This is a genomic window from Streptomyces sp. UW30 (assembly GCF_008042075.1).
GTDB lineage: Bacteria > Actinomycetota > Actinomycetes > Streptomycetales > Streptomycetaceae > Streptomyces.
Genome location: NZ_RDBN01000021.1, coordinates 265,751 through 282,480, shown reverse-complemented (window position 1 = coordinate 282,480; position 16,730 = coordinate 265,751). Strand labels below are relative to the sequence as shown.

Annotated in this window: 13 protein-coding genes and 3 pseudogenes; 6 read left to right on the top strand and 10 right to left on the bottom strand. The window is 68.6% G+C overall.

The annotated features are described in order from the left end of the window. Nucleotides 1-80: 80 nt before the first annotated feature. Together cseB and cseC are read left to right on the top strand one after the other, a co-directional pair. Entirely contained in the window at nucleotides 81-785 is a 705-nt protein-coding gene (gene cseB / locus EAO75_RS11590; protein ID WP_147994958.1) for a two-component system response regulator CseB, read from the top strand. Nucleotides 786-795: 10 nt separating this feature from the next. Beyond that, the gene (gene cseC, locus EAO75_RS11585) at nucleotides 796-2,262 is read left to right on the top strand and encodes a two-component system sensor histidine kinase CseC (protein ID WP_187284394.1); all 1,467 of its coding nucleotides are present in this window, start codon (nucleotides 796-798) and stop codon (nucleotides 2,260-2,262) included. Between the two features lie 10 nt (nucleotides 2,263-2,272). On the opposite strand, the pseudogene EAO75_RS11580 reads toward cseC, so the two are convergent. From EAO75_RS11580 to EAO75_RS11570, 4 genes and pseudogenes are all read right to left on the bottom strand, one after another. Then, a pseudogene (locus tag EAO75_RS11580) lies at nucleotides 2,273-2,623 on the bottom strand (VOC family protein); the annotation flags it as partial. 29 nt (nucleotides 2,624-2,652) lie between these two features. Further along, nucleotides 2,653-3,048, bottom strand: a pseudogene (locus EAO75_RS11575) (ATP-binding protein); the annotation flags it as partial. A gap of 24 nt (nucleotides 3,049-3,072) precedes the next feature. Then, nucleotides 3,073-3,189 (bottom strand): annotated as a pseudogene (locus EAO75_RS47215) (helix-turn-helix transcriptional regulator); the annotation flags it as partial. Between the two features lie 160 nt (nucleotides 3,190-3,349). Further along, nucleotides 3,350-4,927: an MDR family MFS transporter gene (locus tag EAO75_RS11570; protein WP_147994955.1), complete on the bottom strand. Its 1,578-nt coding sequence runs from the start codon at nucleotides 4,925-4,927 to the stop codon at nucleotides 3,350-3,352. 118 nt (nucleotides 4,928-5,045) lie between these two features. On the opposite strand from EAO75_RS11570, the gene EAO75_RS11565 reads away from it, so the two are divergent. Beyond that, on the top strand, nucleotides 5,046-5,633 hold the full coding sequence (locus EAO75_RS11565) for a TetR/AcrR family transcriptional regulator (protein WP_147994954.1): 588 nt from the start codon (nucleotides 5,046-5,048) through the stop codon (nucleotides 5,631-5,633). Nucleotides 5,634-5,646: 13 nt separating this feature from the next. Here the strand turns inward: EAO75_RS11565 and EAO75_RS11560 are convergent, their stop codons facing one another. After that, nucleotides 5,647-6,282, bottom strand: a complete 636-nt coding sequence (locus EAO75_RS11560; protein WP_147995255.1) for a M23 family metallopeptidase — start codon at nucleotides 6,280-6,282, stop codon at nucleotides 5,647-5,649. A 497-nt stretch (nucleotides 6,283-6,779) separates the two neighbouring features. Here EAO75_RS11560 and EAO75_RS11555 point away from each other — a divergent pair, with 497 nt between their 5' ends. Together EAO75_RS11555 and EAO75_RS11550 are read left to right on the top strand one after the other, a co-directional pair. Continuing rightward, on the top strand, nucleotides 6,780-7,418 hold the full coding sequence (locus tag EAO75_RS11555) for an HAD family acid phosphatase (protein WP_147994953.1): 639 nt from the start codon (nucleotides 6,780-6,782) through the stop codon (nucleotides 7,416-7,418). Between the two features lie 163 nt (nucleotides 7,419-7,581). Continuing rightward, on the top strand, nucleotides 7,582-10,641 hold the full coding sequence (locus EAO75_RS11550) for an NACHT domain-containing protein (RefSeq protein WP_147994952.1): 3,060 nt from the start codon (nucleotides 7,582-7,584) through the stop codon (nucleotides 10,639-10,641). 63 nt (nucleotides 10,642-10,704) lie between these two features. On the opposite strand, the gene EAO75_RS11545 is transcribed toward EAO75_RS11550, so the two are convergent. Continuing rightward, complete coding sequence (locus EAO75_RS11545; RefSeq protein ID WP_147994951.1) at nucleotides 10,705-13,230, bottom strand: ATP-dependent Clp protease ATP-binding subunit; 2,526 nt, start codon at nucleotides 13,228-13,230, stop codon at nucleotides 10,705-10,707. A 430-nt stretch (nucleotides 13,231-13,660) separates the two neighbouring features. Between EAO75_RS11545 and EAO75_RS11535 the strand changes: the two genes are divergently transcribed. Next, nucleotides 13,661-14,473, top strand: a complete 813-nt coding sequence (locus tag EAO75_RS11535; protein ID WP_147994950.1) for an SCO3374 family protein — start codon at nucleotides 13,661-13,663, stop codon at nucleotides 14,471-14,473. An 18-nt stretch (nucleotides 14,474-14,491) separates the two neighbouring features. Here EAO75_RS11535 and EAO75_RS11530 read toward each other — a convergent pair whose 3' ends face one another. From EAO75_RS11530 to EAO75_RS45730, 4 genes are all read right to left on the bottom strand, one after another. Further along, nucleotides 14,492-14,827 (bottom strand): histone-like nucleoid-structuring protein Lsr2, encoded by a 336-nt coding sequence (locus EAO75_RS11530; RefSeq protein WP_030959275.1) that lies wholly within the window; start codon nucleotides 14,825-14,827, stop codon nucleotides 14,492-14,494. Between the two features lie 247 nt (nucleotides 14,828-15,074). After that, the gene (locus EAO75_RS11525; protein WP_147994949.1) at nucleotides 15,075-15,638 is read right to left on the bottom strand and encodes an amino-acid N-acetyltransferase; all 564 of its coding nucleotides are present in this window, start codon (nucleotides 15,636-15,638) and stop codon (nucleotides 15,075-15,077) included. Between the two features lie 9 nt (nucleotides 15,639-15,647). Further along, nucleotides 15,648-16,244, bottom strand: coding sequence for a BlaI/MecI/CopY family transcriptional regulator (locus tag EAO75_RS11520; protein ID WP_261989244.1), 597 nt, complete (start codon nucleotides 16,242-16,244; stop codon nucleotides 15,648-15,650). Between the two features lie 219 nt (nucleotides 16,245-16,463). Next, complete coding sequence (locus EAO75_RS45730) at nucleotides 16,464-16,643, bottom strand: hypothetical protein (RefSeq protein ID WP_187284392.1); 180 nt, start codon at nucleotides 16,641-16,643, stop codon at nucleotides 16,464-16,466. Nucleotides 16,644-16,730: the final 87 nt, after the last annotated feature.

The following is a 16,730-nucleotide window of genomic DNA, read 5'->3' as shown; positions in this document are numbered from 1 at the left end:
CGTCCCTGAAGTGGACGCGCCTTGCGCGGCCCAGCAGCATCCGACGCACCCCTAGAGACACGAGGACTGAGAGCACCGGGATGGCAGACCAGACCCACGTCCTGTTCGTCGAGGACGACGACGTCATCCGCGAGGCCACCCAGCTCGCCCTGGAGCGGGACGGCTTCGCGGTCACCGCCATGCCCGACGGGCTGTCGGGTCTGGAGGCGTTCCGGACGAACCAGCCCGACATCGCGTTGCTGGACGTGATGGTCCCGGGTCTCGACGGGGTCAGCCTGTGCCGCCGTATCCGCGACGAGTCCACCGTGCCGGTGATCATGCTGTCGGCGCGCGCCGACTCGATCGACGTGGTGCTGGGCCTGGAGGCGGGCGCGGACGACTACGTGACCAAGCCGTTCGACGGCGCCGTGCTGGTCGCCCGGATCCGGGCGGTGCTGCGCCGCTTCGGGCACGCGGGCCGCGCGGACCGGATGGACGAGGCCGACGCCGCGGCCAACGGCGGCCTGCTGACCTTCGGTGACCTGGAGGTCGACACCGAGGGCATGGAGGTGCGCCGGGCCGGGCAGGGCGTCGCGCTCACTCCGACCGAGATGCGGCTGCTGCTGGAGTTCTCCTCGGCGCCGGGCACCGTCCTGTCGCGGGACAAGCTGCTGGAGCGGGTGTGGGACTACGGCTGGGGCGGGGACACGCGGGTGGTCGATGTCCATGTGCAGCGGCTGCGCACGAAGATCGGCCAGGACCGTATCGAGACGGTCCGTGGCTTCGGCTACAAGCTGAAGGCCTGAGCGGGGCGGCATGCGGGGGATGTTCAGACGGCCGGCCGCGTCCGGTGCGCAGAGAGTCGGCCTCACGGATCCCACTCGGATCGCAGGGCAGGGGATGGGTGTCCATGCGGGCAATCTCACGGGTTCGGTGGCGGGTCGTCACAGGGGCGTACGCGTGAGGGGCGCGGGCGGCGGCCGTATCGCCATACGTACGGGGCTGCGGTGGAAGCTGAGCGCGGCGATCGCGCTGGTCGGCGCGCTGGTGGCGGTCGTACTGAGCCTCGTCGTGCACAACCAGGCCCGGGTCTCGATGCTGGACAGCGCGCGCGACCTCGCCGACGAGCGCATCCAGATCGCCCAGCGCGGCTACGAGCAGTCCAAGCGGCTGAACTTCCCCAATCTCACGGTCGACGACCCGGAGCTGCCGGCGGCGCTGCGGGTGAAGGTCGAGGAGGGCCGGCGGGCGACCTACGTGACCGACTCGCCGAGCGGCGCGCCCGATATCTGGGCGGCCGTGCCGCTCAACAACGGTCATGTCCTGTCGCTGCGCACCGGCTTCACCGACCGCAGCGATCACATTCTCAACCGCCTCGACCAGGCCATGATCATCGGCTCCATCGCGGTGGTGCTCGGCGGCAGCGCGCTCGGTGTGCTCATCGGCGGCCAGCTGTCGCGGCGGCTGCGCAAGGCGGCGGCCGCGGCGAACCAGGTCGCGAGCGGCGAGCCGGACGTACGGGTGCGGGACGCCATCGGGGGTGTCGTACGGGACGAGACCGACGACCTCGCGAGCGCGGTGGACGCCATGGCGGACGCGCTCCAGCAGCGGCTGGAGGCGGAGCGCCGGGTCACCGCGGACATCGCGCACGAGCTGCGCACACCGGTGACCGGTCTGCTGACGGCGGCCGAGCTGCTGCCGCCCGGTCGGCCCACGGAACTGGTCCTGGACCGGGCGAAGGCCATGCGCACGCTCGTCGAGGACGTCCTGGAGGTGGCCCGGCTGGACAGCGCCTCGGAGCGGGCCGAGTTGCAGGACATCCTGCTGGGCGAGTTCGTCAGCCGGCGGGTCGCCGCCAAGGATCCCGCGATCGAGGTGCGGGTCGTCCACGAGTCGGAGCTCACGACCGACCCGCGTCGCCTGGAGCGGGTGCTGTTCAACCTGCTGGCCAACGCGGCACGGCACGGCAGGCCGCCGATCCAGGTCACGGTCGAGGGCCGGGTCATCCGGGTCCGCGACCACGGCCCCGGGTTCCCGGAGCATCTGATCGCCGACGGCCCCAGCCGCTTCCGCACCGGCAGCAGCGACCGCTCGGGCATCGGCCACGGCCTCGGCCTGACGATCGCCGCAGGTCAGGCCCGGGTCATCGGTGCCCGCCTGACCTTCCGCAACATCCGCCCGGCAGGTGCGCCCGAGCATGTGCCGGCGGAGGGCGCGGTGGCCGTCCTCTGGCTCCCGGAGCACGCGCCGACGAACACGGGGAGCTACCCGATGCTGCCGTAGGGCCTGCCGCTCAGCAGGACCAGTCCTTCGACATGTCGAGGTCGCCCTCGCGGGGCTGGGTGAACGAGAACCAGTTCCCCGAGTCGTCGCGGAACAGCGCCTCCGTGCCGTACGGACGCTCCTGCGGCTCCTGGAGGAACTCCACCCCGCGGTCCTTGAGCCTCTTGTAGTCGCCGTGGATGTCGTCGGTGGTCAGCACACCGGCGCCGAGCACCCCCTTGGCCACGAGCTTCCTCACCATCTCGGCGGACTCGGGGTCCAGCGAGGGCGGGCCGGGCACCATGAGGGTCAGCTCGACGTCCGGCTGGCTCCCGGCGCCCACGGTCAGCCAGCGCATGCCGCCCTCGCCCATCGACATGTCGAAGGACTGGTCCTGCTGAGCGGCAGGCCCTACGGCAGCATCGGGTAGCTCCCCGTGTTCGTCGGCGCGTGCTCCGGGAGCCAGAGGACGGCCACCGCGCCCTCCGCCGGCACATGCTCGGGCGCACCTGCCGGGCGGATGTTGCGGAAGGTCAGGCGGGCACCGATGACCCGGGCCTGACCTGCGGCGATCGTCGGGCCGTGGTCGCGGACCCGGATGACCCGGCCCTCGACCGTGACCTGGATCGGCGGCCTGCCGTGCCGTGCCGCGTTGGCCAGCAGGTTGAACAGCACCCGCTCCAGGCGACGCGGGTCGGTCGTGAGCTCCGACTCGTGGACGACCCGCACCTCGATCGCGGGATCCTTGGCGGCGACCCGCCGGCTGACGAACTCGCCCAGCAGGATGTCCTGCAACTCGGCCCGCTCGATCCGCCGGTGCGTCAGATACTGCCCCGGGGTCTCGCCGTACACCGCCTTGAAGGCCCGCACGAAGTGGTACCGCGAGTACCCGGCGTGTGCGGCCACCGCGTCCAGGTCGAGCCCCGGATCGGCCCAGTCCCGGTCCATGGCGTCCTTGGCCCGCCGCAGCTGCCGCACCTTGTCCATGCAGCCGATGGTGGCACGCCCCACTGACAACGAAAGGGCGAAGGCCCTCGGGGAGCGATCCACCCGAGGGCCTTCCACATGCCGTGCGGCTGAGAGGGCGACTGAACCGTCGCCTTCGGGCCTAGGCGCCGTCCGCGGCGACCTCCGCCTGCGGCCCCGCCCCCTTGAGCGGGACCTCCTTCACGAACACGGCCGCCGCCAGGGACAGCACCGCGATCACGGAACCCAGCAGGAACGCCGAGTGGGTGCCGGACGACACCGCGTGCTGGTACGCCTCTCGCACCGCCTCCGGCAGCTTCGCCAGGCTCGCCGCGTCGAGTTGCGCCGACTGCTCGGTCACCTTCGAACCCAGCGACCCGGCACGCTCGGTCATGACGTCCTGCACCCGGTTGTTGAACAGCGCGCCCATGATCGCGACGCCGAACGAGGAGCCGAGCGTACGGAAGAGCGTGGTGGACGAGGACGCGACGCCCATGTCCTTCATCTCGACGCTGTTCTGCGCGACGAGCATGGTGATCTGCATCAGACAGCCCATGCCCAGGCCGACGACGGCCATGAACACCCCGGACATGAACCGGCTGGTCCCGGTGTCCATCGTCGACAGCAGATACAGCCCGACGACCATCAGCACACTGCCGGCGACCGGGAAGACCTTGTAGCGCCCGGTGTTCGTCGTCACCCGCCCGGCGACCATCGAGGTGACCAGCATCGCCCCGAGCATCGGCAGCAGCAGAAGACCGGAGTTCGTGGCGGAGGCACCCTGCACCGACTGCTGGTACAGCGGCAGGAACAGCGTCGCGCCGAACATCACGAACCCGGTGATGAAGCCGATCACGGACATCAGCGTGAAGTTCCGGCTGCGGAAGATGTGCAGCGGCACCACCGGCTCCGCGGCCCTGGTCTGCCAGAACAGGAACCCGACCAGCGCGGCGACGCCGATGCCGATGAGCTCCATGATCCGCGCGGACGTCCACGCGTACTCCGTACCGCCCCACGTGGTCACCAGCACGATCGCGGTGATTCCCACGGTCAGCAGGCCGGCGCCCAGATAGTCGATCCGCGCCTGCGCCCGCTTCTTCGGCAGATGCAGCACGGCACTGATCGCGGCGAGCGCCACGACGCCGAGCGGCAGGTTGATGTAGAAGGCCCAGCGCCAGCCCCAGTGGTCGGTGATGGTGCCGCCGACCAGCGGCCCGCCGATCATCGCGAGCGCCATGACGCCGGCCATCATGCCCTGGTACTTGCCGCGCTCCCGCGGCGGAATCAGGTCGCCGATGATCGCCATGACGCCGACCATCAGACCGCCGGCGCCAAGTCCCTGCACCGCACGGAACCCGATGAGCTGCCCCATGTCCTGAGCCATGCCGCTCAAGGCCGACCCGATCAGGAACAGCACGATCGACGACATGAAGACGCCCTTGCGCCCGTACATGTCGCCGAGTTTGCCCCACAGCGGGGTGGAGGCCGCGGTCGCCAGGGTGTACGCCGTCACGACCCACGACAGATGCTCCAGGCCGCCCAGCTCGCCCACGATCGTCGGCATCGCGGTGCCCACGATCATGTTGTCGAGCATCGCCAGCATCATCGTGATCATCAGCGCGAGCAGTACGACCCGTACGCTCTGCGGCTGCTTTTCGGCCTGATCGGCTTGCTTCGCCTGATCCGCCGGTCCTGTGTCCACTGCCAGTGTGTCCGCCATGATTCCCACTCCCCCAGCCACTTACTTGCCGCCCGGCTAGTTGCCTACACTGAAGGAAGGTAGGGGCGTAACTAGCCGGGCGMCAAGTAAGTTTTCTGGAAGGCCTAGGAGTACGAGGATGGGTGGCACCATGGACGGCACCAAGCAGCGGCGCCGCGGGAACACCCGCCAGCGCATCCAGGACGTGGCCCTCGAGCTCTTCGCCGAGCAGGGCTACGAGAAGACCTCCCTGCGGGAGATCGCCGAGCGCCTCGACGTCACGAAGGCGGCCCTGTACTACCACTTCAAGACCAAGGAAGAGATCATCGTCAGCCTCTTCGAGGATCTGACGCAGCCGATCGAGGACCTGATCGAGTGGGGCAGGCAGCAGCCGCACACGCTGGACACGAAGCAGGAGATCGTACGGCGCTACAGCCAGGCCCTGGCCGACGCGTCGCCCCTGTTCCGCTTCATGCAGGAGAACCAGGCGACCGTCCGCGAACTGAGCATCGGCGAGACGTTCAAGAACCGCATGCTCGGCATGCGGGACATCATCATCGACCCGGACGCCGACCTGGTGGACCAGGTGCGCTGCATCAGCGCCCTGTTCACGATGCACGCCGGGATGTTCGTGATGAAGGACCTCGAAGGCGACCCCGAGGAAAAGCGCAAGGCCATCCTCGAGGTCGCCACGGATCTGATCACCCAGGCGCACAAGGGCGCCTGAACGACTCGGTGACTCAGATCGACAGACCGTTGGCCCGCAGGAAGGCGACGGGGTCGATCGCGGTGCCGTAGTTGGCGCTCTTGCGGATCTCGAAGTGCAGGTGCGGACCGCTGGAGTTACCGGTGTTGCCGGACTTGGCTATGTTCTGGCCGGTCTTGACGACCTGGCCGATCTTCACGTCGATGCGCGACAGGTGGGCGTACTGGGAGAAGGTCCCGTTGCCGTGCTTGATGACGATGGCGTTGCCGTACGCGGGACCGTCACCGGCGCCGTTGCCGCCGGCCTTGACGACGGTGCCGCCGTGCGCGGCCACGWCCTGGGTGCCGGCCGGGACGGCGAAGTCCTGACCGCTGTGGGTGGACTGCCACATGCCGCCGGCCTGCGCGAAGCTGGCGGACTTCGTGTACTTCTTGACCGGCTTGACCCAGGAGACGGCCTTCTTGGCGGGGGCCTTCTTCGCGGCCGCCTTCTTCACGGCGACGGTCTGGGCCTGCACGGCGGCGGGAGCGGCGGGGGCGGAGGTCATCTCAGCAGCGACCGCGCCTCCGGCGCCCAGCACGACCGATGCTCCCAGTCCGGCGGCCAGCACAGCAGCACGGGTGCGGAACGCGGACGTACGGGGCGAACGGAACGAGAAGCGCGGGGACATTCGAAACCTCACGGGGACGACGACAGGGAAAACCACCCGACACAGATGCGGTCGCCGGATGGCCATCCCTTGGTAACCCCGCCCGACCCCAACCCCAAAACCCCTCAACTACGACGAGGGCTAGTACTCCCCACCAAAAATCCCTGCATCTTGACAGAGCACCCAATACGGACGAACCAGCGTCAACGCCAAAATGGTCCGCCAGTTTTCGCAATGAAAGTCCGATTTGCCCGTCAGGAGCGTTTCCACTATTCCCGCTAGTAACGGACAAATCGCCTGTGCGGCATGTCACCGCCCAGCGCAATCGGAAGACCCCGGAATGTGACGGGCACTACGCCGCGGAAGCTGTTCATGGAAAGGGGAAGCGCGAGCATCATGTGACGCACACCTCTAGCGACTTACCCTCCAGTAACCCTACCGTTCCCCTCACGCCACCCCCACCCACGAACATGCACGCGACAACAACACAGCGCACGTGACGTGAGAGGACCCCCCACATGACGCTTCGCCGCCCCTGGGCGCGTCGTATAGCCGTCGGTACCGTCTCCGCGGCCGCCCTCGTGGCCCTCGCGGTTCCCGCCGAAGCCGCGACGGCCGCCACCGCGACGAGCACCGCCACCGCCACCACGGCGGCCGCCGAGGATGTCGACTACGACACCTGGCAGAAGGACTGCAAGGCGGTCATGAACCAGGCGCTGCCGGCCCTGAAGCAGCGGATCGCCGACACCAAGCCGGGTGAGAAGCAGGCGATCGTCTTCGACATCGACAACACCACCCTGGAGACGGACTTCGGCTTCAGCTACCCGCAGCCGGCCAACAAGCCGGTCCAGGAGGTCGCCAAGTACGCCCAGGAGCACGGCGTCGCCCTGTTCTTCGTCACCGCCCGCCCCGGCATCATCTACACGGTGACCGACTACAACCTCAAGTACGTCGGCTACAAGGTCTCGGGCCTGTACGTGCGCAACTTCTTCGACCTGTTCAAGAACGTCGCCGACTACAAGACGGCCCAGCGCGTCGACATCGAGAACAAGGGCTACACGATCATCGCGAACATCGGCAACAGCGCCACCGACCTGTCGGGCGGCCACGCCGAGAAGACGTACAAGCTGCCGGACTACGACGGCCAGCTCTCCTGAACCACGGTTGCTCTCCGGGCGCCCCGGACGGCCCGCCGCCTCGCCGTCCGGGAGCGCCCGATTCGCCACTGCCTGCCGAGCCGCCCCAGGGTCCGCGACTGCCGGACCCGGCCGCCCGTCCGCCGCTACGCTGATCGGCTGTCACGTGTGCGTAGGGAGGCTCATGGATCCGGCGGTGCTCAGCACCAAGCTCGCCTCGGGACTCGTCGCGCCGCTGGTCAGACGCCTACTCGTGCGGGACGGTCCCGGTGCCGGCCTCGTGGACCGACCCGTACGCATCTCCGCACTGGTCTCCTTCCGCGGTGAGAAGCGGCAGCTGACGGAGAAGGACGTCCGGCGGCTGGCCGAGCGGCTCGTCGCGCAGGCGCTCGAGTCACCGGGCGAGGCACCCTGCGCACAGGACGAGGCCACGGCCCTCGCCGACGCTCTGACCCGCAGACTGCTGGCCCTGGGCCACCTCGACATGGACGACGTCCAAGCCGTCCGCCTCGGCCCCGGCGAACTGGCCCGGCAGCTCCACCGCCTCTCCCCCACGCCCGACCACCTCTCCGCCGACGCCACCTGCTTCCTCGACTCGCTCACCGAGTGGTCCTGCGTCCACGTCCTGCACTTCTTCACCCAGCGCTCCACCTTTGTAGCCCGCACCCTCGTGGAGCAGAGCCGGGGGCAGGCCGAACTGGCGGCCAGGCTGGAGGAGTTGATGACCCGGACCCCGCGCACAGGGAGCCGGGACACCGCCTTCGAGCGCCGCTACCTCGCCCACATGGCCGAGAAGCACAACCACATCACCATCTACGGCATCGACCTCAGGGACTCCCCCGACCGGTGGCCGTTGGAGGTGGCGTATCTGAGCCTGGAGGCGACCGCCGACGAGGGCTGGGCGGCAGGTACCTACGGTGAGCCGCCCCGCCACCCGGCCACCGTTCAGCTCCCCGCCGAGAACGCCCTCCTGGATCACGAGCGCGTCCTGTTGCGGGGCGACGCGGGCTCCGGCAAGACCACGCTCGTCCAATGGCTCGCGGTCACCGCCGCGCGGCAGTCCCCGCCCGTGCGTATCCCTTTCGTGCTGCCGCTGCGTACGGTGACCAGGGCGGCCACGCTGCCCTCGCCCGACCAGTTCCTCACCGCAGTCAGCTGCCCGTTCTCCGCTCCCGCGGGCTGGGCCGAGCGAGTCCTCACCGACGGCCGCGGCCTGGTCATGGTCGATGGCATCGACGAAGTACCTGAACAGGAACGCGCCCGCACCAGGCAGTGGCTGTTCGACCTGGCCCACGCGTTTCCCGACAACCAGTGGCTGGTCACCTCGCGCCCCACGGCGATCCGGTCCGACTGGCTGTCGGAGCTCGGCTTCCACGAACTGACCCTCACCCCCATGACGCGCGCCGACGTCACACGGTTCGTCCATCGCTGGCACCGGGCGGCGGCCGCCGAGGAGTACGAGGCGCCGCTGCTCGCCGCCCTGCGCACCAAACAGGACCTGGCCGGCCTCGCCACCAACCCCCTGCTGTGCGCACTGATCTGCGCCCTGCACCGCGAGCGGCGGGGCTTCCTGCCTCAGGGCCGCAAGGAACTGTACGACGCCGCGCTGTCCATGCTGTTGGCCCGCCGCGACCGGGAGCGCGGCATGGGCACACCGGACGCGGTCGACCTGCCCGAACAGGCGAAGTACGAGCTGCTGCAGCGCATCGCCTACGCCCTGATCCTCAGTGGCCGCACCGAGATGGACCAGGATGCGGCCCGGGGAATCGTCGAGCGGGCACTGCCCAGCATCGCGACGGCCTCCGGCCAGGGCGAGGCCGACAAGATCTTCCGCCACCTGCTGCTGCGCAGCGGCCTGCTGCGCCGGCCCGCTCCGGACGTCGTCGACTTCATCCACCGCACCTTCCAGGACTATCTGGGAGCCAGGGCCGCGGTGGAGGAGGGGCACATCGACGTCCTGGTCAGCCATGCGGACGACTCCCAGTGGGAGGACGTGATCCGCATGGCCACGGCCCATGCGCGGCCCAATGAACGGGCCGATCTCCTGCGTAAGTTGCTGGCCGAGGACACCCCCCGCAGGAATCTGCTCGCCCTGGCCTGCCTGGAACACGCCATCGCGCTCGATCCCGCGGTCCGCGCCGAGGTCGATGCCCGCACGAAACACCTGATCCCCCCGAACAGCAGGGAGGAGGCGGAGGCACTGGCCAAGGTCGGCCCCTTCGTTCTCGAACTCCTGCCGCGCACCGCCGAGGGGCTCACCGACGCGGGGGCTCTCGGTGTGACCCGAACCGCGTCCACACTCGGGACGGACGGTGCCCTCGATGTCCTGAAGGGCTTTCGGAACCACTCCGACCTGCGCGTACGCAGCCGTCTGGTCGGCGCATGGGGCCAGTTCGACCCCGAGGAGTACGTGACGGAGGTCCTGGCCCACCTCGACACCACCGAGCTCTTCATCACCGTAAGAGACCCCCGGCAGCTCGCGGCGCTGGCCGGCATGGGCCGGACCCCGTGGCTGCGCTTCAACGGAATCCACGACACGGCCCGGATCGTCGAGGCCGTGTCCCGCAACGCCGCGACGCATGTGGTCCTGTACGGCAATCCACAGCTGCGGGATCTCGGCCCATTCGCCGACCTGCCCCTTTTGACGTACCTGGCGCTGGAGGACTGTGAACAAGCGACAGACCTCACTCCCCTGGCCACCTCGGCCCTCACGGAGCTGCATCTGTCGGGTCGCCACCACTGGGACGGGCTCACCGGCCTGCACCGGCTGAGCGGCCTACGGCAGCTGGGCATCAGCGGCGAGACCGGCTGGGGAGTGGATCTGCACTCGCTGCTTCCGCTCCAGGCCCCCTTGGAGGGCCTGTTCCTCTCCCGAGGCGCCGTGCGCAGCCGCGGACTGCGTGGCGTCGGCCGCTGGCCCGGGCTGCGCGCCCTGAGCCTCGGCCCTGACGCCGGAACCCTCCGGCAAGGTGACTGGGGCGACGTGGCCGACCTTGCCGCGCTTGCCCAGCTCTACCTGCACCGGTCCATGCTGCAGGCCGTGCACCACGCTCCACCGCTGCCCCAGGTGGAAGTCCTGCGGCTCGGCCAGCTGCGGTGGGAGGACGAACTGGCACATCTACCGGTGTGGTTTCCCGGTGTCCGCGAGCTCTCCATCACCCCGGCACCCGGTACATCGCTCGTCCTCGACGACTACGTGGAGCTCTTCCCGGATGCCCGCGTCAGTGTCGAAACCCCGGACTGAAAAAGGGGCTGCCCCGGGACCGAGTCCCGGGGCAGCCCCTTTGGTTCAGGCGGAGCGCGGCGGCTACGCCTCCTTGCTCAGGTTCGGGCCGGTTCCACCGGCCGCCTGCTCGATCGGCGGGACGTCCGGCAGGGCCGCCTTCTCCTCGCCGCGGAAGGTGAAGGTCTTGGTGTCGCCCTCGCCCTCCGTGTCCACGACCACGATGTGACCGGGGCGCAGCTCGCCGAAGAGGATCTTCTCCGAGAGGCTGTCCTCGATCTCGCGCTGGATGGTGCGGCGCAGCGGCCGGGCGCCCAGCACGGGGTCGTAGCCCTTCTTGGAGAGCAGCTCCTTGGCGGACTGGGAGAGCTCGATGCCCATGTCCCGGTCCTTGAGGCGCTCGTCCACCTTGCCGATCATCAGGTCGACGATCCGGAGGATGTCGTCCTGGGTCAGCTGCGGGAAGACGACCACGTCGTCGACGCGGTTGAGGAACTCGGGCCGGAAGTGCTGCTTGAGCTCGTCCTGGACCTTGTTCTTCATGCGCTCGTAGTTGGACTTCGTGTCACCCGAGGCCGCGAAGCCCAGGTTGAAGCCCTTGGAGATGTCCCGGGTGCCGAGGTTGGTCGTCATGATGATGACCGTGTTCTTGAAGTCCACGACCCGGCCCTGGGAGTCGGTCAGGCGACCGTCCTCCAGGATCTGCAGCAGGCTGTTGAAGATGTCCGGGTGGGCCTTCTCGACCTCGTCGAACAGGACCACCGAGAACGGCTTGCGGCGGACCTTCTCCGTCAGCTGGCCGCCCTCTTCGTAGCCCACGTAGCCGGGGGGCGAACCGAAGAGACGCGAGACCGTGTGCTTCTCGCTGAACTCCGACATGTCGAGGGAGATCAGCGCGTCCTCGTCACCGAAGAGGAACTCGGCGAGGGCCTTGGACAGCTCCGTCTTACCGACACCGGACGGGCCGGCGAAGATGAACGAGCCACCGGGGCGCTTCGGGTCCTTCAGACCGGCACGCGTACGGCGGATCGCCTTCGACAGCGCCTTGACGGCGTCGACCTGGCCGATGACCCGCTTGTGGAGCTCGTCCTCCATGCGCAGCAGACGCGAGGACTCCTCCTCGGTCAGCTTGAAGACCGGGATACCGGTGGCGGTCGCGAGGACCTCGGCGATCAGCTCGCCGTCGACCTCGGCGACGACGTCCATGTCGCCGGCCTTCCACTCCTTCTCCCGCTTGGCCTTGGCGGCCAGGAGCTGCTTCTCCTTGTCGCGCAGGGAGGCGGCCTTCTCGAAGTCCTGCGAGTCGATCGCGGACTCCTTGTCCCGGCGGACACCGGCGATCTTCTCGTCGAACTCGCGCAGGTCCGGCGGCGCGGTCATCCGGCGGATGCGCATCCGCGAGCCCGCCTCGTCGATCAGGTCGATCGCCTTGTCGGGCAGGAAGCGGTCCGAGATGTAGCGGTCGGCCAGGGTGGCGGCCTGGACCAGCGCCTCGTCGGTGATGGAGACCCGGTGGTGGGCCTCGTACCGGTCGCGCAGACCCTTGAGGATCTCGATCGTGTGCGGCAGGGACGGCTCGGCGACCTGGATGGGCTGGAAGCGGCGCTCCAGCGCGGCGTCCTTCTCCAGGTGCTTGCGGTACTCGTCCAGCGTCGTCGCACCGATGGTCTGCAGCTCACCGCGGGCCAGCATCGGCTTCAGGATGGAAGCCGCGTCGATGGCGCCCTCGGCGGCACCCGCACCGACCAGCGTGTGGAGCTCGTCGATGAACAGGATGATGTCGCCGCGGGTGCGGATCTCCTTGAGCACCTTCTTCAGGCGCTCCTCGAAGTCACCGCGGTAGCGGGAGCCGGCGACCAGCGCGCCGAGGTCCAGGGTGTAGAGGTGCTTGTCCTTGAGGGTCTCGGGCACCTCGCCCTTGACGATGGCCTGGGCGAGGCCCTCGACGACGGCGGTCTTGCCGACGCCGGGCTCACCGATCAGGACCGGGTTGTTCTTGGTACGGCGGGACAGCACCTGCATGACCCGCTCGATCTCCTTCTCGCGCCCGATGACCGGGTCGAGCTTGGACTCACGAGCGGCCTGGGTGAGGTTCCGGCCGAACTGGTCGAGGACCAGGGACGTCGAGGGGGTGCCCTCGGCAGGCCCGCCGGCGGTGGCGGTCTCCTTGCCCTGGTAACCGGAGAGCAGCTGGATCACCTGCTGCCGCACGCGGTTGAGATCAGCGCCCAGCTTGACCAGGACCTGGGCGGCGACGCCCTCGCCCTCACGGATCAGGCCGAGCAGGATGTGCTCCGTGCCGATGTAGTTGTGGCCCAGCTGAAGGGCCTCGCGGAGCGACAGCTCCAGGACCTTCTTGGCACGGGGGGTGAAGGGGATGTGCCCGGACGGGGCCTGCTGCCCCTGCCCGATGATCTCCTCCACCTGCTGGCGGACCGCCTCGAGCGAAATCCCGAGGCTCTCAAGGGCCTTGGCGGCGACACCCTCACCCTCGTGGATCAGGCCCAGGAGGATGTGCTCGGTGCCGATGTAGTTGTGGTTGAGCATCCGGGCTTCTTCCTGAGCCAGGACGACAACCCGCCGCGCGCGGTCGGTGAACCTCTCGAACATCGTTAATCGCTCCTCAGAGCGGTCAGGCAGTGGGGGGAACTTCCCCTCCCTGTCCTTCCGCAGCTTAGTCCCGCAAGCGGGGACCGCTCATTCCAACTGCCGACACCGTCGATGGCCTCCTGACCCCGAACGCCGACATCTGCTCCAACCCGATGGTGCGAGACGATGTTCCCGCAGGCCAGGTGGTTACCCTCACCATCAGTACGCCGATGGCGAACGTGAGACTCACTGTCCTGCGTGTCGCCCCCTCCCACTAGGGATGTCTTACCCGCTGGGACAGACACTCCATGCCGCGCCCCCCGGTTCCCTCCGCTACGGGCGAACAACCTTGCGCCACCCCACACCCCCGCACGCCCCCTTTTTCGCCACTCTGCGCAATTGCCACTACACCCAGCGTAACCCGCACGCCCATTCGGCGGTTGCACTTGGCATGGTCGGCACCCGTCCCAAGATCACCACGGACCTCGCCTCGATCCCTTTCCCCCGTCGGCCGCTCGATCCGAGCGATCAGGTCCGCCGGTGGTACGAGAACGAACTGGACTGGCCGGTGGTGCCCACCGCCCCCGGATCCCCGCTGAGCCTGTGCGTGGGCCGGCGCTTCGACGTCCTGGACGTCCCGGCCGAGGCGGGCCGTGCGGCGCTGCGCCATCTGGGGCCGGACTCCCCGGTGGCCGTGCAGGACGACCGGATGCGGCTGCTGATCGCGGCGGGCGGCGCGCAGGAGGTGCCGGGGGTGCTGACCTGGCTGGAGTGGGGCGCGCTGCCCCTGGACCTGACGGCACTCGGCGAGGGCGACCTCATGGAGGCGCCCCTGCCTTCGAGAGCGATCGGGGCGCGGACGGCCGTATGGCATTCCGTCTCGTATTCCATCTGGAATTCCACCGGGGATGCGCGGCCGGGGGCGGTCGTACGGCATCACGCCGACGATCCGAGCCCGGTCGGGGCATCCGTACGGCGCCCTGTCGACGCCGGGTCGAGGGGGGCCGTACGACGTGCTGGGCTGCCGGGGCCCGGTGGCGTGCGGCCGCTTCCCCTGGGCCGCTCCGGTGCCGTACAGGGGGCCGCCGTGTGGCTGCGGCCCCCCGAGCCTGGGGGCGAGGTCGAGGCCTCGCTGCCGACGTTGTCGGCGCTCGGGGGCGGTGGGGGCGCCCCCGATCTCGTGCGGGTGCTGGACACGGTGGCATCGCAATGCCACCGCCTGCGGCTGCGGCGCGCGTGCGCCGGGCCGGCTGCCTGTCCGTAACTCAGGCGTTGCCCTGGATCAGGCGTTGGCCTTCTCGTATGCCTCACGAATGGACGCGGGAACGCGGCCGCGGTCGTTGACCTCGTAGCCGTTCTCCTTGGCCCACGCGCGGATCTGTGCGGTGTCCTGGCTGCCACCGGAAGCGGCGCGCGCCTTTCCGCGACCACCCGAAGCGCGGCCTCCGGTACGACGACCGCCCTTCACGTAAGGATCGAGAAGGCCACGGAGCTTGTCCGCATTGGCAGTCGTGAGATCGATCTCGTACGTCTTGCCGTCCAGCGCGAACGTCACGGTCTCGTCCGCCTCGCCGCCGTCGAGGTCGTCGACAAGAAGGACCTGAACCTTCTGTGCCACCGGATTTCCTTTCATCGATAACTTGAGGGCCTGGGGTCTGCGGCGTCCGCCGTTTCGCCGTCCCCTGTTATATGCAGTACTGCAGTACGTCGGAAAGCAAACCGCTTTTGCTGGAAAAACACAAACCCCCGGGAGAGACCCACAGCCCAGGCACCGTCCGGAAACATGCGCGTTTCGGACATAGGGCACCTGGGCACGGGCTGTCGGGCGGAATACACCTTGAGGATCCATGGACGATCCTTGGCGATCACAGATGCAGAAGCATCCGGCTGTTGCCCAAGGTGTTCGGTTTCACTCGTTCGAGACCGAGGAACTCCGCCACGCCCTCGTCATAGGAACGCAGCAGCTCCGCGTAGACATCGGTGTCAACCGGCGTCTCGCCGATCTCGACGAAGCCGTGCTTGCCGAAGAAGTCCTCTTCGAAGGTCAGACAGAAAACGCGTCGAACGCCGAGCCAGCGTGCGGTGTGCAGCAACTTCTCCAGCAACTGGTGACCGACGCCGGCGCCCTTCAGGCCGGGCTTCACCGCGAGAGTGCGCACTTCCGCCAGGTCTTCCCACATCACGTGCAGGGCGCCGCAGCCGACGACCTCGCCGTTGTCGTCACGTTCCGCGACCCAGAACTCCTGGATGTCCTCGTAAAGCGTCACCGTGGCTTTGTCGAGCAGGATGCGACGGCGGACGTACTCGTCAAGGAGACGACGCACCGCCGGGACATCGCTGGTGCGGGCCCGTCGGACGGTGATGGCTTTTGCGGTGAGTTCTGGGCTCTCCGCCGAGGGGGTCTCGGCCGAGTGGCTCTCTGCTGACATGAGCGGACGCTATCGCCCGCCGGGGTCCTGTGCGGAGCCGGGGTTCTCGGAGGCGGTATCCGGGTCGGTATCGGAGCCGGTATGCCGGCCAGGGGTTTGGCGGCGGCGGGTTTGGGTGGCCCGGGTTTGGGTGCGGGCGGTATCCGGGGCGGCGGTATCGGAACCGCTTGTATCGACCTTGTCGCTATCGGTGCTGGTATCGGCGCTGCGGGTATCGGTTCCGGCGGTATCGGTGCCCGTTACGCCGCGCGTATCCGACGGTGGTGTCGGTTCGTCGGTTTCCGGCCCCTGGACCATGCGTACGGCGTCCCGCAGGGCGAGGCGCTGTTCTTCGCTCATCATGCCGAAGAAGGCGACGAGTGCGGCTGCGGGGTTGTCGCTCTGCGACCAGGCGTCGTTCATCAGGGCGGCGGCGTAGGCGGCTCGTGTGGAGACCGCCTCATATCGATAGGCCCGGCCTTCCGCCTCGCGGCGTACCCAGCCCTTCTGATGGAGATTGTCCAAAACGGTCATCACGGTGGTGTACGCGATGGACCGTTCCTGCTGGAGATCTTCCAGGACTTCTCGAACGGTCACCGGGCGGTTCCACTTCCACACCCGCGTCATGACCGCGTCTTCGAGTTCTCCCAATGGGCGAGGCACAACTCAGCACAATAGTGGGAGTTTCGAGGGTTGGCGTGCCGGACGTGCGCTTTCTCTGGCAAATGAGAACAAAAAGGGCGTACGACTCGGAAAGCGTCGGGGCTTGGAGTCGTACGCCGTTGAGCGTGCCGCCGGTGTGGGGGCGGTCGTCGTTGTGGCGACCGTCGTTCAGGCATCTGTCGTTCAGGCGTCCCGGTGCGCGGAGGCCTGGCGGGCGCCCTCCGCGCGCGCGAGGGCTGCGTCCACGGCCGCGTCCTCCTTGGCCTTGTTGGCTCCGCCCTGGGTCTTCACGATCACCCTGATCAGGCCGACGAAGAAGACGGCCATGACGGCCGGCGGGAGGAGTGCGGAGACGTAGTCCATGCGTCCAGGGTAGCCAGGGGGGTGCGGGATGAGGCCGCCCGGGGGCGGGTCAGCCCGCACCCCCCTGGCTACCCTGGACGCATGGAC